Here is a 17,725-nt window from a genome sequence, read left to right on the forward strand (position 1 = left end):
GAGTCAGGAGTCGTAGGGGCGAAGCATTCGGAAAATAACCTGTGATAAAAATTGATAATTGATCGCCCGAATGCTTCGCCCTTACAGGAATCAGGAGTTAGGAGTTAAATAGAGAAAGAAGAATAATTCTGAAAATCCAAAATCTAAAATCCAAAATCAAACGTCTTATGAATTTTCTAGAAAGTGTACAAATGGCAGGTAAAACCCTGATATCTAATAAACTGAGAAGTGTTTTAACAATGCTGGGGATTATTATTGGCAATAGCTCAGTAATTGCGATGATTGGTATTGGTGAAGGTGGACAAAAATTTGTATCTGACCAATTAAATTCCTTAGGTCCAAATGTTGTATTTGTGATTCCTGGTAATGAAGAAGTTCAGCGAGTTTCTAGGGATGTTGTGAGAACTTTAGTTTTAGAAGATGCGAATGCAATTGATACTCAAGTACCGACCATAGCAGAAACAACAGCAGAATTAAATAGTAGACAGGTTGTTACTTATAAAAACAGAAATACCAATGTGAATATTATTGGTACAACTCCTAGTTTTTTGAAAGTACGTGATTTTGAAGTAGCAACAGGAAGATTTTTCACCGACATAGATATGAAGCGCAGTAACCAAGTTGTGGTTTTAGGTGGGAAATTAAAAGAAAAACTTTTTGGTGATAAAAATCCTATTAGTCAACCAATTAGAATCAAAAATACCAGCTTTCAAGTAATTGGTGTTTTAACAGAAAAAGGTTCAAATTTGGGTGTAAATTATGATGATTCTGCATTAGTGCCCATTATGACAGCAGCAAATCGTTTAGTGGGTAAAACCTCACCTTATGGTTTAGAAGTAACTTATATTGTTGCTTCTGCTAAAGATGCTGATAGTGTGGATGCAGCAGAATTTCAAATTACTAATTTACTGCGACAAAGACATAAATTAGTGGGGGAAAATGACTTTACTATTCGTACCCAAAAAGATGCTTTAGAAACAGTCGGTCAAATTTCCGGTGCTTTGACAATTATGTTAACAGGAATTGCGGCTATTTCCTTATTTGTTGGTGGTATTGGAATTATGAATATTATGTTGGTTTCTGTAACTGAACGTACCCAAGAAATTGGTTTAAGAAAAGCGATAGGTGCTACCCAACAAGATATTTTACTTCAGTTCATGATTGAAGCAGTTATTGTTTCTGTCATTGGTGGTGTAGTTGGTACTGCTGTGGGAGTTGGGAGTATAATGTTAGTCGCTGCTGTAAGTCCTTTAGAAGCAAGTATTTCTTTTGTTTCTATTACTATGGCGGTGGGTATTTCTGGGGGTATTGGTTTATTTTTTGGGGTTGTTCCTGCGCGTCGTGCTGCACAACTTGATCCTATTGTGGCGTTGAGGAGTGCGTGAGTAATTGAAAATGTCTGAATCAAGATTTCCAGGATTTAAGGATTTACAAATTATCAATGAATTCTGCAAGAGTTCTATTATAATATTGTAATTACAAAAAACTACTTTTGTAAACTAATCATTAGAAAATTAAATCTCTATGTCTAACACTCTCACTCTTAACGATTCTCTTTCTCCTAACTCTGAACCCAAACCAGAAATTATCCGTTTAGAAAATATCTTTAAAGTCTACGGAATGGGAGAAACAGAAGTACAAGCATTAAATGATATCAACTTGGCAATTAATGAAGGTGAATATTGTGCCATTATGGGTCCTTCTGGTTCGGGAAAATCAACAGCGATGAATATTATCGGTTGTTTAGATCGTTCCAGTTCGGGTAATTATTATTTAGATAATATCAATGTTGCCCAAATGAATGATCAGGACTTAGCACACATTAGAAATAAAAAGCTGGGTTTTGTATTTCAACAATTTCATTTATTACCCCAACTTACAGCTTTAGAAAATGTGATGTTACCAATGGTTTATGCTGGGGTAAAACCCAGTGAAAGAAAAGAACGTGCTGCGGAAGCATTAATAAAAGTAGGGTTAGAAAAACGTTTAAATAATAAACCTACTCAGTTATCAGGAGGACAACAACAAAGAGTAGCGATCGCTCGTGCAATTGTCAACCGTCCTGTTGTACTCTTAGCAGATGAACCTACCGGTGCTTTAGACTCTCGCACAACTCAAGAAGTTTTAGATATTTTTGGTGAATTAAATAGCACGGGAATTACAGTTGTGATGGTGACTCATGAAACGGAAGTTGCTAGTCAAACCAATCGCATTGTTTGGTTTCGTGATGGAAAAGTTGTACACTCTCACTTAACACCAGAAGAGTTACATCAACTGGTAGCTTCTTAGAGGATGTTTGAAAAGTCTCTCATGATGTATCAAATATTTTCAGATCCCCCTAAAACCTCATTGAAAAGGGGGACTTTAAAGAATTTAGTCCCCCCTTTTTAAGGGGGGTTGGGGGAATCTAAAAATCAACTATATACTAGAAGTTAACCCCAAACGAAAAGTAAAACCAGGACTATAGATACGATTCACCTTTTCATATTGTTCACCGAACAAATTTTCCAAGTAAAAAGTCAATCCTAAATTTTGACTCACAGGAATACGACCACTCAAATCTAAATTTACAAAAGAAGGTGAAAAATCTGTAGGTCTCTCACCAGCAGCGGTATTAGCAAACACAGCCCGACGAGTACCACTATTATAAGTCAGATACAAATTAGCTTCCCATCCATGCTTTTGATAACCAATTCCACCTTGCAGCAAAGAATAAGGAATCAAACCTAATTGTAACCCTTTTTCCGTTCCCGTTTTAATTTCGGCATCTGTATAAGTGTAGTTGATAAAAGTAGACCAATCACGAGCTAATTTTAATTGCAAAGCAGCTTCTAAACCATTAGTATCTACCAAACCCACATTTGTCCATGTTCTAGTACGATTATCAATAGCCAAACGATTATCCAAACTACTACCAAAATAAGTCAACTGCGCCAGCAAATTACTAGATAAATTAAAATCCACTCCCGCAGTCCAAGTAGAACCAGTTTCGGGTTTTAAATTTGGGTTTGGATTCCAATTATGAACATTATCAAAAACATATAATTGATCTAAACCAGGATTACGTTGCGCCCCTGCCCAACTGCCACGGACAGCAACCACAGGATTCATGGCATAACGGAAACCAAAACTAGGATTGAAATAACTATCAAACTGACTGTCAAAGCTTTGTCTTAAACCCAAATCAATCAGAAAATCATCACTAACTTTCCAAGTATTTACCGCAAACAAAGCCGTATTTAAAACACTTCTATCTTCCTTTTCATTTTGATCAGCAAGACGACCTATACTGACAACATCACCATTTAAATCAGTGTTTTTTAAATCTAAACCCCAACGCAATTGATTATTGTCGCTCAGTTTCCACTCATGATCTACCCTAGTAGTAATTTGTTTAGTATCTAAAATTCCTGTACGATAAACTGTTCCTCCTGTTCCCGGTCCGTATGTACTAAAGTAATTTTGATTATAACCGATAGTAGTTGTTAAATTTGAATCGTTATCTTTACCCAGTCGAGTTTTCCAGGATAACCCAATATTTAAACTATCATGATCTAATCTATCTCTTTGTAAAGGAAAACCAAAATAAATTAAACCCCTACGACTACTGAGGGTCTTAAAATCTAAATTCACAGAATTTTTAGCATCTAAATCTAAACCAATACTACCAAAATAGGTACTGGTGGCAGTATCAGCATTAAATAAATAACCATCCGCAGGATTACGATTTGCTGCACCCACAGGAACACGATAACGGTTGTCTATAAAGAATCTTTCAAAACTGAAATTGTATTTGACTTTATTAGCAGAACCAGAATAAGTAACCTGTTGATTATTTAAATTTAAAGATCCAAATTCTGCACTACCAGTTAATTTTGGTTTACTAAAACCTGCTTTGGTGATAATATTTACAATCCCACCAAAAGCCGAAGAACCATATAAAGATGAAGCCGCACCGCTATATAATTCTACCCTTTCAATTGCCTCTACAGGAATACTATTTAAGTCAGTAGCACCATGATAGGTGCTAATATCATTATTAAATGGTCTGCCATTAATTAAGAATACAGATTGATTAATCGAAGCACCGCGATAATATGTTCCGGTGTGAATATCAGCACCATGTCCCACATTATTAATAGCAAAACCAGGCATTTTTTTTAAAACATCAGCAACGCTAGTAGCACCTTGTTTTGCGATTTCTTCTTTTTCAATTACATGAGTTGGTGTAGATTCGGGTAAAGCGTCTTTTTCTCCTATCGCTTCAATGGAAATATCTGTATCCTCTGTAGGTTCTGTAGGACTTAAATCTGTTTCTGTGTTTTTTTTAACTTCGGTTTCCGCAGGTTGTTGAGTTAATAAGTTCGCATTTGTGGCAGGTAGTTGAATTTCATTTAAACTAGGAATATCTGAATTTACTACCTGATCTTTAGTTTTATTATTATTAGCGACAGCAGGAAAAGCTACCAGTAAACTCAGTAAAAAAACTGGCAGGAAAACAAAATTATTATTCATCTTTCTCAACTCACACTTGGTAAAAACAAATGTAGGTATTCTCTCTGTTTATATAAAAACTGTCAAAAGACAAGCTGTCATATTTCAGATCACCTAATTATTTTCTAAATCACTATTAGACTCAGAAGAGGTAGAATCAGGTGGTGTTACTTCCTGGGTTTTACTTTCATCAACCTGATTTTCTGTATCAGATTTGACTGGTTCTAGTGAAGATGTAGATTCTTGAGGATTGGTAATTTTTGGTTTTGGTTGAGAAGCTTCTCTCTGTCTTTCTCTTTGTCTTTCTTTGATTTGACGATGACGCTGTGACCCTTGGATTGCAAAATTAATTGATGCTGTCACACCTTGTCTACCACCATCTAAAGGTGTTAATTTCCACTCTTGTACAGCTTGTTGAGCAGCTTCATCTAGTTCACTATCACCACTAGAACGAATTAACCGCACAAAGGTAACATTACCATTAGCATCCGTATCAAGAGCAACTTCAGCACGACCTTCTATACCCCGCCTTCTGGCTTTATTGGGATATTTGATATCACATCTAATACAATCTGCACGATTTAATTTTGTCCCATTGACAGGACGTGGTTTTGGTGCGATCGCAATATTTCTCTCACCATTTCCAATACCATTTCCAGTACCTTTACCTGCACCATTTCCAATACCATTTCCAGTGCCATTTCCAGTACCTTTACCTGCACTATTTCCAATACCATCTCCAGTACCGCTACCCTCACCATTTCCAGTCCCATTTTCTGTACCTTTACTTAAACCAGACCGCAAACGATTACCTAAATTACTTAAACTATTTTGACTAGATGAAGTAGTAAAAGTATTGTTGGAACTAACACTAACACTGCTAGGAGTTATTAACTTTGGTGCTGGAACATTTGAAAGTTTTGTATCTGGTATGACAGTTTGTTCAGGTTGTTCAACTGTGGGTTGAGTGGTTGTTTCAGTTTCTACTTTTTCAGTTATTTTTTCAGTTATTTTTGAAATAGGTGTAGTTGTTAAACTTGGTTGTGTTGTCGTCGGTTCAGGAATAGTTTTAGCAATAGGTGTAGTTGTTAAACTTGGTTGTGTTGTCGTCGGTTCAGGAATAGTTTTAGTAATAGGTGTAGTTGTTAAACTTGGTTGTGTTATCGTCGGTTCAGGAATAGTTTTAGTAATAGGTGTAGTTGTTAAACTTGGTTGTGTTATCGTCTTTTCAGGAATAGTTAGTGTTTGGCGTTGTTTGACAACAAAATTTTGAGTAGTTTTCAGTTGGGTTTGTTTAACTACAGGTTGAATAGCAGCATTACTCACGCTCAAGGTAGTTTTTTCTGGAAGAGAACTTTTAAAATTGTTATTACCACCACTACCACCACTACCACCACTAGCAGAATTTATCTTTGGTTGAGAGTTTTTTATCTCTTGTGGTTTGGCTATTATTTCCGGAACAGTTTCCACAATTGTGATTTCAATTGGTTCTTCTTGAGTTTGAGAAACTCTTTGTATAAATTTGCCAATCCCTAAAGCTAAAACCCCAATATGAAATACTAAAGAAGCGATGAGACTACAAAATAAAAAAGATTTAAGTGCTTTAGCTTCTTTTTCTCGCTGCTCTACAATTACAATCGAAAAACCCATATTTTAATTATTGTTTATGTTTTTATAATTTATTAGTTGTTTCTACTTATCTAATAATTGGATTAATTAGCGAGACAAAAAGCCCCGCCAATAATTATTTCAATTCAGAAAGTAAATTGTATTACTTCCAATTTTTATCTGCTTGTTCCAACACATAAGCAGCTACATTTTCAATGTTTTCGGTTTTTATGCGCTTACCAAAGGCTGGCATCGCACCCTTGCCGTTTGTAATTTGAGTAATAATAGCTTCATCAGAGTACATACCGTACTTTTCCAAAGCTTCTTTTTTCAAGCTTTTAGCAGCATTAACTAAATTTTTACCCCCCGCATGACATTGAGCGCAATTAGCTGTAAATACTGCTTTTCCAGCAACTGTATCTGCTGCTAAAGCGGGACTACTGAAGGCAAAAGTGAAGATGGTTATGCCTAACAGTAATACGGAAATTATCTTTTTCATCTCGTGTTCTCTCTACAACAATCGTTGAGTTGGTGCAATATGCTTCATAATTTTCTTTGGATTCTGTTGTATCAGTCAAACGACAAGCTGTAAAACTTGGAGGTCATTTTGGCAAAATTTACCTGACGTTCTTTTTATATCACGGGTTTGCAGTAAATGTAAATTTATGTAAAGGTCAGTGTTTCCTAGCCTCTACAGATCACTTTTTCAGCAACCGCTAAATAGTAATTCTGATTCATAATTTTTGAATTATCAAGCATTATTCCCAACTGCCAAAACAGTTGGGAATCTCTTGTCTTACCCTTTCAGGTATAACTATTATTAACTCACTGACAAATCTATTTACCAGCCAGCTTCCGCTTTTTCCATGACGTAAGCAGCTACATTGGCAATATCATCAGCTGACAAATTATTTTTGAAAGCTGGCATAGCATTTTTACCGTTTGTAACTTGAGCAATAATAGCAGATTCAGAGTAAATATTGTACTCTTCTAAGTCTGCCTTACTCAAACTTTTAGCAGCATTAACTAAATTTTTACCACCTGCATGACAAGAAGCACAATTAGCTGTAAATATTTTTTCTCCAGCACCAGTGTCAGCAGCGAAAGCAGGATTAATGAAGGCAAAGGTGAAGATAGTGATGCCTAATAGTAATACAGAAATAATCTTTTTCATTTTGTGTTCTCTCTACAACAATTGCTGATTAGGAGGTACTTGCTCCATAATTCTCTTTTTATTGTCTTGTATAAATCAAAAGAATAACTGTAAAAATTGAACTAAATTATTGAGCATAATAGATGTAATACTTATTATTGCAATGGTTGGGAATATATATTAATTTATATTAAACATAAATTTAAGTCACAAAAAAATCATTCTTAACTAAAAATTAAAAATTCATATCTAAAAAATGCTAAGATTAATGCTAATAATTATGTCAAAATAATTAAACATAAAATAGGGTTTGCTGATAGCGTAGCGTGGCGTTAGCCATATAAATCAGAAAACTTTACAGGTAAAGGGTTTTAGCTATTTTGACTTGTACTGAGCGACTTGTACTGAGCGCAGTCGAAGTAAGCCGAAGTGCTTTCAAAAAGTGCCAGCTTTTATGAGGTGGCAAGTGAAAAACCCTGCACTTAATTCCTACTTAAAGAAAAAATCCTTCCTATCCAACTCTTGAAACTGTCACCGTGGCGTAGTACCTGTCACCTGTCACCTAGCCTTCACAGATAACTTTTTCAGCAAACCCTAGTTAGAACATCAATTTATCATGAAAATCTTAGTACACAAGGGTTTTACTCTGACTCCTGACTCCTGACTCCTGCTATATTTTTCAGGCTTTTACTGACGGAAATCGACTGATGAAGGCTGAATGCTTAGGTGAAAAGATGTTTATTGATTCGCTAATCTAGTAATTGCTGGTTCACTGACTCGGCAAATTCGCCAATCTTCTAAAATATCAGCCCCCATAGTCCGGTAAAATTCCTGTGCAGAAACATTCCAATCTAAAACACTCCATTCTAAGCGCCCACAATTTCTTTCAACAGCTATTTTTGCTAATTTAGTCAGCAGTGCTTTACCAATACCTTGACGACGATATTCAGGTAAAACAAAAATATCTTCTAAATAAATTCCTGGCTTGGTGAGAAATGTAGAATAATTGTGAAAAAATAAAGCAAAACCCACAGCTTTACCTGTGACTTCTGCTAAAATCGCCTCTATATATTTTCGTTCACCAAATAAATGCTCATTTAATGCTTGAGCATTACCAGTGACAGCAGCAGATAATTTTTCATATTCTGCCAAGCCCTGAATTAATTCAAATAATACAGCACTATCACCAGGTTCAGCAAACCGGATAATTAAATCACTATCAAAAGTCATGAGTCTTATTCTCTAGTCCACAATCTCTAGTTTACAGGGGACTGGGGACTGGGGACTGGGGACTGGGTTAACCTCTCCTGCCTCCTGCCTCCTGCCTCCTGCCTCCTGCCTCCTGCTTTAAATTAACCAACCTTTTAAACGTTTAGCGATATGAGGACGGCGTAATTTTCGCATCGCTTTACTTTGAATTTGCCGTACTCGTTCACGGGAAAGGTTAAACATATTCCCCACTTCTTCCAGAGTACAGGGTTCGCTGGTTGTCAGTCCATAGCGTAAAGAAATTACGTCTTTTTCCCTGGGGGTGAGAACATCACCTAAAACCTCCCATATCTCCTGACGCATCATATTTTCATTCATTTTTGCTTCTGGAGATTGGTTATCTTCATCTTCCAACAAGTCCATCAATTCTGTATCTTCTTCTTTACCAACACGGTGATTTAAAGATAATGCTTGCCGGCGTAGTTGTTGCAGTTGACGCAGTTGTTGAACGCTTATTTCCAACGACTCGGCCATTTCCGCTTCTGTCGGGTTGCGAGCGAGTTTTTGTTTAAGTTCTCTTTGGGCTTTTTTAAGTTTGTTGAGTTTTTCAACAATGTGAATTGGTAGGCGGATAGTGCGGGCATCATTAGCTATAGCCCGTGTAATCGCCTGTCGAATCCACCAATAAGCATAAGTCGAAAACTTATAGCCCTTATCGGGATCAAACTTCTCTGTAGCGCGATTTAAACCCATAGCCCCTTCTTGAATTAGATCTAGAAAAGGCACTCCCCGATTAAGATATCGTTTAGCAATAGATACTACTAATCTCAAGTTAGAGCGAATCATTTTCCGCTTCGCTACCCTACCTTGATACAACCGACTTTCCAGTTGTTTTTCCGTCATATCAAACTTAGCAGCTACCTCGCTTTTGCTGGGGTTGTGTCCCAGTTCTGCTTCTAAAGCAGCTTGTAAGTCTTTTACTTCTTCTAAAAATCTTACCCTATGCGCCAACTCTACTTCTTCGTCAGGTTTCAGGAGAGGATAACGCGCCATTTCCTTAAAAAACGCGCCCACAGCATCGTCATGTTCGGTTTTATTATATCCCGAAGGACGTGCCGCTGCCATTTCATCCCCATCTCGTTCATCTGACTCCAAATTTTCCACAATTGAAGAGTCTTCAAATACTACTGCATCTAAACTATCAAGTGATGGTTCTTCATGATCAGCAGCGTTATCCAGTATTTCCATTGTTCCCAATTCAGCAAGATTCATAGTTTCCTTTTGGGATAGTTGCTTGGTTTGGTACATAAATTTAGTGACAGCTGCTCGTTTGAGAATAGTTAGTTTTTACCGACATATACACCCATTTACCCAGCCAAATACAATCTTCTTGAAAATTCTTGATTCGGAAAGAAAATATGTATCTGTCTGCCATATTTTGGTTACATCTAGATACAATTTATATGGTCTTTGCACCCAAAATACCATCTTTCCCCACTACCAGCAGACATATTTCTAATTTTTTTCTTCATCACCAAATATGTCAAACCCCCCTCAAACATTCTCCAGCTTAACAAATATAAAAATTCCATCTAAAGACCCTATACGTTAAATTTTTATGTATTTCCATGAAGTTTTGTTTGATTTGGAGTAAAAAAGTTAAAGCTTCCTAAGTTAAAGCTTCCCAAATGATCCAAATTACAAAAATGGTAGCTTAAAATCCGGACAATCTTGATTGTATCAAAGCATCTCACATACAAAAACTATTGAATATCTATCAATAGGTGGAAAAACTCTACTACCTATTTAGTAGACAAAAACAACTCATTATTATCGGATATACTTTCATTTGTGTAGTTAGCATAAAATATTTATTGCACGTATTGTAGAAATTATTTTGTCTATAAGATGACATATAAACAAAGTTATCAACTATCATGAGTAATAAAAGTATTGCGAAATACAGTTTGTTTGTAGTAAAATAGTAGTTAAACGTTAAGTGCGTCTGGTGAATTTGATTCATTCAGATGAGCAAATATCTATTAAAAAAGCCAAAAATTATGTATATTCAGGATGTAAGTTTATCCTCTCTATTGGTAGCTGAACCAGGATCATCATACCAGTCCAAAACAAATCTTTATCCTTGGATTGAAGTATTGGTAGATTTGTCAAAAACTTTAGCGCCGACGACAAATAAAACACCAGAAGAGAATGTAGCAATTGATGAAACAGTAGAAAAAGATTTATTAAATGATGCCATACCAGAACAGGAATTATCAGTTGATGAACTATCTAACAAGGAGCTATTGATTTATAAGATACCAGAACATTTAGATATTAAACCGGGTGATATTTTAACAGTTCCCTGGAGGACACAACTGTTAGGAGGAATAGCGATTCGTTTATTATCCCAACCACCAGCAAATTTAGGACTAGAGAAAATTCGGGAAGTACAAGATGTAGTCAGCAAAGAATTTTTCTCTAGCACCTATTGGGAATTACTGAATCGCATCGCCGCCTATTACTACACACCATTAATTCAAGTCATTCGGGTAGCATTACCACCAGGATTATTAGGGCGATCGCAAAGTCGTCTGCGACTAAAACCAGAAAATATTCCCAATGGTGCAGCCGAATTTTTACGTTCTCAAGCTGCCAAAGAAATACTGACAATACTTGAATCGCAACCAGATGGAGATTACAGTTTTCAATACCTCAAACGTCAAGTCAAAGGTTTTTATTGGGCAAAAAAACAATTAATAGATAGAAACTGGGCAGAAAGCTATTTCAAATTCACTCAATCTAAACCACAAATGAAACTAGCAGTAACGCTAGTTGATCATGGAAGATACATGAATCTCACTAAACGGCAACAAGAAATATTGAAAATACTGGGAGATCATGGTGGTGAATTATGGGTGACAGAGTGTGTAGAGATATGTCAAACTACACTACCTACTTTAAGAGGATTAGAACAAAAAGGTTGTATTGTCATTGAAGAACGGGAAAAACTACGCAGAGAACAAGGACCCAAAATAGCCGGGGATCAAGCCAAATTATTAACACCAGCCCAAACTAATGCTTTAGAAACCATCAAATCATTAAACGGATTTGCTCAAATTTTATTACATGGGGTAACAGGTTCAGGAAAAACCGAAGTTTACCTACAGGCGATCGCCCCCCTACTCAACCAAGGAAAATCAGCCCTAGTATTAGTCCCAGAAATTGGCCTCACACCCCAACTCACAGATAGATTTCGCGCCCGTTTTGGTAACAAAGTGCAAGTTTATCACAGCGCCCTTTCCGACGGTGAACGCTACGACACCTGGCGACAAATGTTTACCGGAGAAGCCCAAGTAGTCATAGGAACACGCAGCGCCATCTTTTCCCCCTTACCCAACCTGGGATTAATTATCCTCGACGAAGAACACGACAGCAGCTTTAAACAAGACTCACCCATCCCCACTTACAACGCCCGCACAGTAGCCCAATGGCGTGCAGAACTAGAAAACTGCCCCCTAATTTTAGGTTCTGCTACCCCCTCCCTTGAAAGTTGGGTAAGTATCAAAGAAAGCAGGGGAGCAGGAAGCAGGGAGCAGGGAGAGATCAACAACCCAATCACCAATCACCAATACCTCTCCCTTCCTGAACGCATCAACTCCAAACCCCTACCACCTATAGAAATAGTGGATATGCGTCAAGAGTTGAAAGAAGGAAATAGATCAATATTTAGTAGATCCCTACAACAAGCTTTAGAAGAATTAAAACAAAGGAAACAACAGGGAATATTATTTATTCATCGTCGGGGACATAGCACCTTTGTTTCCTGTCGTAGCTGTGGTTATGTGCTGGAATGTCCCAACTGTGATGTATCCTTGGCTTATCATCATGTAGAAGAAGGCGCACCCCAGTTATTAAAATGTCATTATTGTAATTATGGTCAACCACACCCTAAAAACTGTCCTCAATGTAGTTCACCCTACCTCAAATTCTTTGGTAGTGGTACTCAAAGAGTAACCCAGGAACTACAACGCCAATTTCCCCACATTAAACCAATTCGTTTTGATAGCGACACCACCCGCAAAAAAGGCGCACATCGCACCCTGATCAGCCAATTTGCCAACGGTGAAGCAGACTTATTAGTGGGTACACAAATGCTCACCAAAGGTTTAGACTTACCCCAAGTTACCCTTGTAGGAGTAGTTGCGGCTGATGGGTTGCTACATTTATCAGATTATCGCGCTAGTGAACGAGCTTTTCAAACCTTAACCCAAGTTGCAGGAAGGGCGGGAAGAGGAGAAGATCCCGGTAGAGTAATTATCCAAACATACACCCCAGAACATCCAGTTATTGAAGCAGTGAAAACCCATGATTATCAATCTTTTTGTGATGCAGAATTAGAACAAAGGGAAGCACTTAATTATCCCCCCTATGGCAGATTAATATTATTACGTTTGAGTAGTTCTGATCCCATAAAAGTGGAAAATATAGCCCAACTCATAGCGACAAATTTTAGCGAACAAGAAGGACTAGAGATATTAGGACCAGCACCAGCTAGTATTTTACGAGTAGCTAATCGTTATCGCTGGCAAATACTATTAAAATTTGCTCCTGATGCACTGCCTAATTTACCAGATTGGGAAGAAATCAGAAAACTTTGTCCTGCTTCAGTCAGCTTAACTATTGATGTCGATCCCATTAATATTATGTAGGGGTTACTGAGAAAGTCTTTCCGTTGAGGTAGGGAATAGGGAATAGGGAATAGGGAGGAAAATTTTAGATTGTAGATTTTAGATTTTAGATTGAAGTTGACAAAAACAATCCAAAATCCAAAATCCAAAATCAATAACTCCTGACTCCTGACTCCTGACTCCTGACTCCTGCTATATTGTTATCATTTTTCAGTAGCAATAATATGTAAATCTATTTTTTTATCTCTGATTAAATCCATTAATCGCTGAGTAAAAGAACCTTTAATAAATCTTTTCCATTTAGGTTGTTGACTTTCACCAATAACGATTTGTGTAATGTGATGGGTAGCAGCAACCTGAGCTATTTCTTTAGGAACATTACTACTTTTAACGTGCAGAAACTCACCACCAAACTCTCGACAAAGTTTTTCACAAGTATCAATGTGTAAACTTTCTTGTTTAGTCAAAAAACGTTCAGTATCAGCAACAAATACAGTATAAAGTGGGGCATTCATATAATTAGCAAGTCGCGCCCCCCGACGTAATAATTGCAAAGAATTAGGATAAGTAGAAACACAAACTAAAACCCGTTCATGAATATTATAAACTTGTCCAGTAGTAATTGAAGTATTTGCCTCCTCCTCTACCGTATCTGCAACTTCTCTTAATGCTAATTCTCGCAAAGCTATTAAATTTCGACGTTGAAAAAAGTTTTCTAAAGACTGTTCAATTTTATCAGCAGCATAGATTTTTCCTTCAAGCAAACGCTCTTCCAAAGTTTCTGGAGTCACATCAATTACAACCACCTCATCCGCTTCATCCAGTACCCGATCTGGTATACGTTCTCTAACTACAATACCTGTAATTCTAGCAACTAAATCATTTAAACTTTCCAAATGTTGAATATTCACAGTAGAATAAACATCTATGCCAGATGCTAAAATTTCTTCTACATCTTGATAGCGTTTTTCTCGTTCAGAACCCGGTATATTTGTGTGAGCCAATTCATCAATTAACACCAGTTGGGGAGAGCGTTCTAAAATTGCCTCCGTGTCCATTTCTTGCAGTTTAATATTCTCTTTAATAATGGATTTTCTAGCAATAACTTCTAATCCTTCAGCTTTGAGAGCAGTTTCTTTGCGTCCATGAGTTTCTAAAATGCCAATAACAACATCAATCCCCTCTTGTTTCAGTTGATGTGCTTCCTCTAGCATTTTATAAGTTTTACCCACACCGGGAGCCATGCCAATAAAAATTTTATGTTTCCCTCGACGAGCAGGACGGATATAATGACTATCAGGGGATCGAGTAGAAGAATAAAACATGAGTTAATTTCTTAATAATTAGAGACTTTCAAATAAAAAAATATTCTATTCAATTCAATTAATTTATGTGGGGTAGGCATACTTCGACACGCTCAGTACAAGTCTTGCCTGCCCTTAAATTCCGACGGGCTATCAGCCCATCCCACAAGATTGAGGATAATTTATTTTCTGGAAATACCTTACCTGATTTTATCTAATGCTAGATTTAACTTAAAAACATTCACTCCTGGTTCACCAAATATATCTAAAAAACGCCCATCTGTGTTTTGAGAAATTAAAGTTTCTAATTGCTGGGGTTCAATTCCTCTAGCTTTAGCTATTCTGGGAATTTGCACCTTTGCACTTTCAGGAGTAATGTGAGGATCAAGACTAGAACCAGAAGTGTAAACTAAATCAGCCGTCGGTTGAATTTCTGCTTTTCTTAGTTTATTAATTTCACCTTCATTACCATTAATTCTTACTAACAATGCGGGATTACTAGGAGCTAAATTACTAGCACCAGATACACCAGTTTTCAAAATACCAGCCTCATCATTTTTGGGGTCAGCAGTGCTATAGTTAGTAGTGCTAGGACGACTCCAGAAATACTTTTCACTGGTAAAAGGTTGACCAATCAAAGCAGAACCAATCACCACACCTTGGGAATTTGTAATTAAACTGCCATTTGCTTGAAAAGAAAAAGCAACCTGTCCTGAAATTAACATAAATAAGGGATAGATAAAGGTTGTTAGCACCCATAAAACTAAAGTTGCACGAATCGCTTTACTAACTTGAAATCTCTGACGCATATTAAAACCTCTCCATTTCAAAAATATTAAAGTTTTTGTTGGGTTGCGCTATCGCTTAACTCAACTTACGAATTACAAATTAGTAATTAAAACCTCTCAGGTTGAAAAATCACAACAAATAAATAAACACAAAAACTGAGGGTGACAAGTCCTAATAAAGTAATTGTGTAAGCAAAAAAACGTGATTCTGCTCCCGGTGTTGCTGCTCGTACTATTGGTGCTAATAAGACATTAACGCAAAGTAATAAAAACAAAATCAGAGGAAAACGATTACGTTTAGAAAATGCCAGTGATAAATATTCCATAATTCTCAAATCCCAAATCTAAAATTGATTAAGCTAAACCCACAGACACAATTAAAACATCAATAATTTTGATAGCGATAAAAGGAGCAACCACACCACCCAAACCATAAATAAAGATATTTCTTTGCAAAAGTTGATCAGCAGTTAAAGGACGAAATTTCACACCAGTTAATGCTAAAGGAATCAAAGCCGGAATAATTAAAGCATTATAAATTAAAGCTGATAACACAGCAGATTGGGTACTTGCTAAACCCATAATATTTAATCCATTCACACCAATACCAGGAAAAATCGCCGGAATAATTGCAAAGTATTTAGCGACATCATTAGCAATAGAAAAAGTTGTTAATGCTCCGCGAGTAATGAGTAATTGTTTGCCAATAGTAACGATATCAATTAATTTTGTAGGATCAGAATCTAAATCTACCATATTAGCAGCTTCCTTTGCCGCTTGTGTACCAGAATTCATCGCCACACCCACATTTGCTTGAGCTAAAGCTGGTGCATCATTCGTACCATCTCCAGTCATAGCAACTAATTTTCCTTGAGCTTGTTCACTGCGAATGACTTCAATTTTATCCTCTGGAGTTGCTTCCGCAATAAAATCATCAACCCCTGCTTCTTGGGCAATAACTGAAGCTGTAAGGCGGTTATCTCCTGTTAACATTACAGTTTTAATACCCATTTTTCGCATTTGTGCAAATCGTTCTTTAATCCCTGGTTTGATAATATCTTTGAGGTAAATTACACCGTAAATTTCATCATTTTGACAAACTGCTAAGGGTGTACCACCTAATTTAGAAACTCGCTCATAGGCTACATCAAGTTCTGGTGTTAATTGCCCATTTCGAGAACGCACAAATCCTTTAATTGCATCTACCGCACCTTTGCGAATTTCCACACCATTGGGTAAATTAATTCCACTCATGCGCGTCTTGGCAGAAAATTCTATACCCTCCGCAGTTTGGGGGTTAAAATCTAATTTTGCTCCTAATGATTCTGCTAATTTAACAATAGATTTTCCTTCGGGAGTTTCATCAAAAATACTGGATGCTAAACAAATTTTCGCAATTTCATCTAAAGGATGATTTTGGATGGGAATAAATTCTTCAGCCATGCGGTTGCCTAAAGTAATAGTTCCCGTTTTATCTAAAACCAAAGTATTAATATCTCCACAGGCTTCTACAGCCCTTCCAGAAGTAGCTATGACGTTAAATTGAGCGACTCTATCCATACCCGCAATACCAATGGCACTCAGTAAACCGCCAATTGTAGTAGGAATTAATGCCACTAATAAAGCAATTAATACCGCAATACTCACAGGTGATTTAACATAAACTGACACGGTAGGTAAAGTGGCAATTACCACTAAAAAAACTTGAGTTAAAACTGCTAAAAGCACAGTTAAAGCAATTTCATTAGGGGTTTTAGTTCTCGCTGCACCCTCAACTAAAGAAATCATTCGATCAATAAAACTTTGTCCCGGATCTGATGTAACTTTAATGATTAATTCATCAGAAGTAATGCGTGTTCCTCCAGTGACAGAACTAGCAATATCTGTTCCTGGTTGTTTTAATACTGGTGCAGATTCTCCAGTAATAGCAGATTCATCAACAGAAGCTACTCCAGAAATTACTTCTCCATCTGCGGGGATCACATCACCGGAAATAACTTTAATTTGATCACCACGACGTAAAAGACTAGAATTAATTTCTTGAATAGAACCATCAGGAAGAAGTTTTCTAGCTGTAACATCTGATTTTGTCGCTCTTAAAGAATCAGCTTGAGCTTTTCCTCTACCTTCAGCAACAGCTTCTGCAAAGTTAGCAAAAACAAGAGTGAAGAATAAAATTATGGTAATTAAACCATTAAAAAATCGCGGATTATTCCCAGAAGTAACACCAAAAAGATGAGGATCAATAGTTACCAAAGCTGTAATAATTGTCCCTACCCACACCAAAAACATCACGGGATTTTTGATTAGATGGCGGGGGTTTAGTTTAACAAATGCTTGTTTAAATGCGCTAGGATAAAGCCCAGAAATTTTAATTTTGGGTGTATGTTTACGTTCTTGTCGGGTTTTTGTAATTTTCATATCTTTTTTATTGGTGAGGTTAAGATCCCCGACTTCTTGATTAAATCTTTTCTATAA

General features: G+C 36.8%; 13 protein-coding genes. 3 read left to right on the forward strand and 10 right to left on the reverse strand.

Translation table 11 applies throughout. The features are described from left to right. Positions 1–167 precede the first annotated feature (167 nt). Both H6F45_RS15295 and H6F45_RS15300 read left to right on the forward strand, forming a co-directional pair. Complete coding sequence (locus H6F45_RS15295; RefSeq protein WP_190347606.1) at positions 168–1,385, forward strand: ABC transporter permease; 1,218 nt, start codon at positions 168–170, stop codon at positions 1,383–1,385. A gap of 139 nt (positions 1,386–1,524) precedes the next feature. Then, positions 1,525–2,289, forward strand: coding sequence for an ABC transporter ATP-binding protein (locus tag H6F45_RS15300; RefSeq protein ID WP_199301828.1), 765 nt, complete (start codon positions 1,525–1,527; stop codon positions 2,287–2,289). Between the two features lie 129 nt (positions 2,290–2,418). On the opposite strand, the gene H6F45_RS15305 is transcribed toward H6F45_RS15300, so the two are convergent. The 6 genes from H6F45_RS15305 to H6F45_RS15330 form a co-directional block, all read right to left on the reverse strand. Continuing rightward, a complete protein-coding gene (locus H6F45_RS15305) occupies positions 2,419–4,515 on the reverse strand; it encodes a TonB-dependent receptor (RefSeq protein ID WP_190347607.1) in 2,097 nt (698 codons plus the stop codon). 93 nt (positions 4,516–4,608) lie between these two features. Next, positions 4,609–6,144 carry an energy transducer TonB gene (locus H6F45_RS15310; RefSeq protein WP_190347608.1) on the reverse strand — a complete coding sequence of 512 codons (1,536 nt, stop codon included), beginning with the start codon at positions 6,142–6,144 and terminating at the stop codon, positions 4,609–4,611. A gap of 121 nt (positions 6,145–6,265) precedes the next feature. Further along, a complete protein-coding gene (gene petJ / locus H6F45_RS15315; RefSeq protein ID WP_137667788.1) occupies positions 6,266–6,601 on the reverse strand; it encodes a cytochrome c6 PetJ in 336 nt (111 codons plus the stop codon). 342 nt (positions 6,602–6,943) lie between these two features. Then, positions 6,944–7,276: a cytochrome c6 PetJ gene (petJ, locus tag H6F45_RS15320; protein WP_096569028.1), complete on the reverse strand. Its 333-nt coding sequence runs from the start codon at positions 7,274–7,276 to the stop codon at positions 6,944–6,946. 717 nt (positions 7,277–7,993) lie between these two features. Then, entirely contained in the window at positions 7,994–8,485 is a 492-nt protein-coding gene (locus H6F45_RS15325; protein WP_096569025.1) for a GNAT family N-acetyltransferase, read from the reverse strand. A gap of 117 nt (positions 8,486–8,602) precedes the next feature. Beyond that, positions 8,603–9,772: an RpoD/SigA family RNA polymerase sigma factor gene (locus H6F45_RS15330; RefSeq protein ID WP_096569022.1), complete on the reverse strand. Its 1,170-nt coding sequence runs from the start codon at positions 9,770–9,772 to the stop codon at positions 8,603–8,605. 752 nt (positions 9,773–10,524) lie between these two features. Here H6F45_RS15330 and priA point away from each other — a divergent pair. After that, positions 10,525–13,176 (forward strand): primosomal protein N', encoded by a 2,652-nt coding sequence (gene priA / locus H6F45_RS15335; RefSeq protein WP_096569019.1) that lies wholly within the window; start codon positions 10,525–10,527, stop codon positions 13,174–13,176. A 182-nt stretch (positions 13,177–13,358) separates the two neighbouring features. On the opposite strand, the gene H6F45_RS15340 is transcribed toward priA, so the two are convergent. From H6F45_RS15340 to kdpB, 4 genes are all read right to left on the reverse strand, one after another. After that, complete coding sequence (locus H6F45_RS15340; RefSeq protein WP_190347609.1) at positions 13,359–14,480, reverse strand: universal stress protein; 1,122 nt, start codon at positions 14,478–14,480, stop codon at positions 13,359–13,361. 179 nt (positions 14,481–14,659) lie between these two features. After that, positions 14,660–15,268 carry a K(+)-transporting ATPase subunit C gene (gene kdpC, locus H6F45_RS15345; RefSeq protein ID WP_190347610.1) on the reverse strand — a complete coding sequence of 203 codons (609 nt, stop codon included), beginning with the start codon at positions 15,266–15,268 and terminating at the stop codon, positions 14,660–14,662. Between the two features lie 86 nt (positions 15,269–15,354). Then, positions 15,355–15,573 (reverse strand): potassium-transporting ATPase subunit F, encoded by a 219-nt coding sequence (locus tag H6F45_RS15350; protein WP_190347611.1) that lies wholly within the window; start codon positions 15,571–15,573, stop codon positions 15,355–15,357. 28 nt (positions 15,574–15,601) lie between these two features. Beyond that, positions 15,602–17,668, reverse strand: coding sequence for a potassium-transporting ATPase subunit KdpB (gene kdpB / locus H6F45_RS15355; protein WP_190347612.1), 2,067 nt, complete (start codon positions 17,666–17,668; stop codon positions 15,602–15,604). Positions 17,669–17,725: the final 57 nt, after the last annotated feature.

The sequence above is a fragment of the Sphaerospermopsis sp. FACHB-1194 genome, from assembly GCF_014696235.1.
Taxonomy (GTDB): Bacteria; Cyanobacteriota; Cyanobacteriia; order Cyanobacteriales; family Nostocaceae; genus Sphaerospermopsis; species Sphaerospermopsis kisseleviana.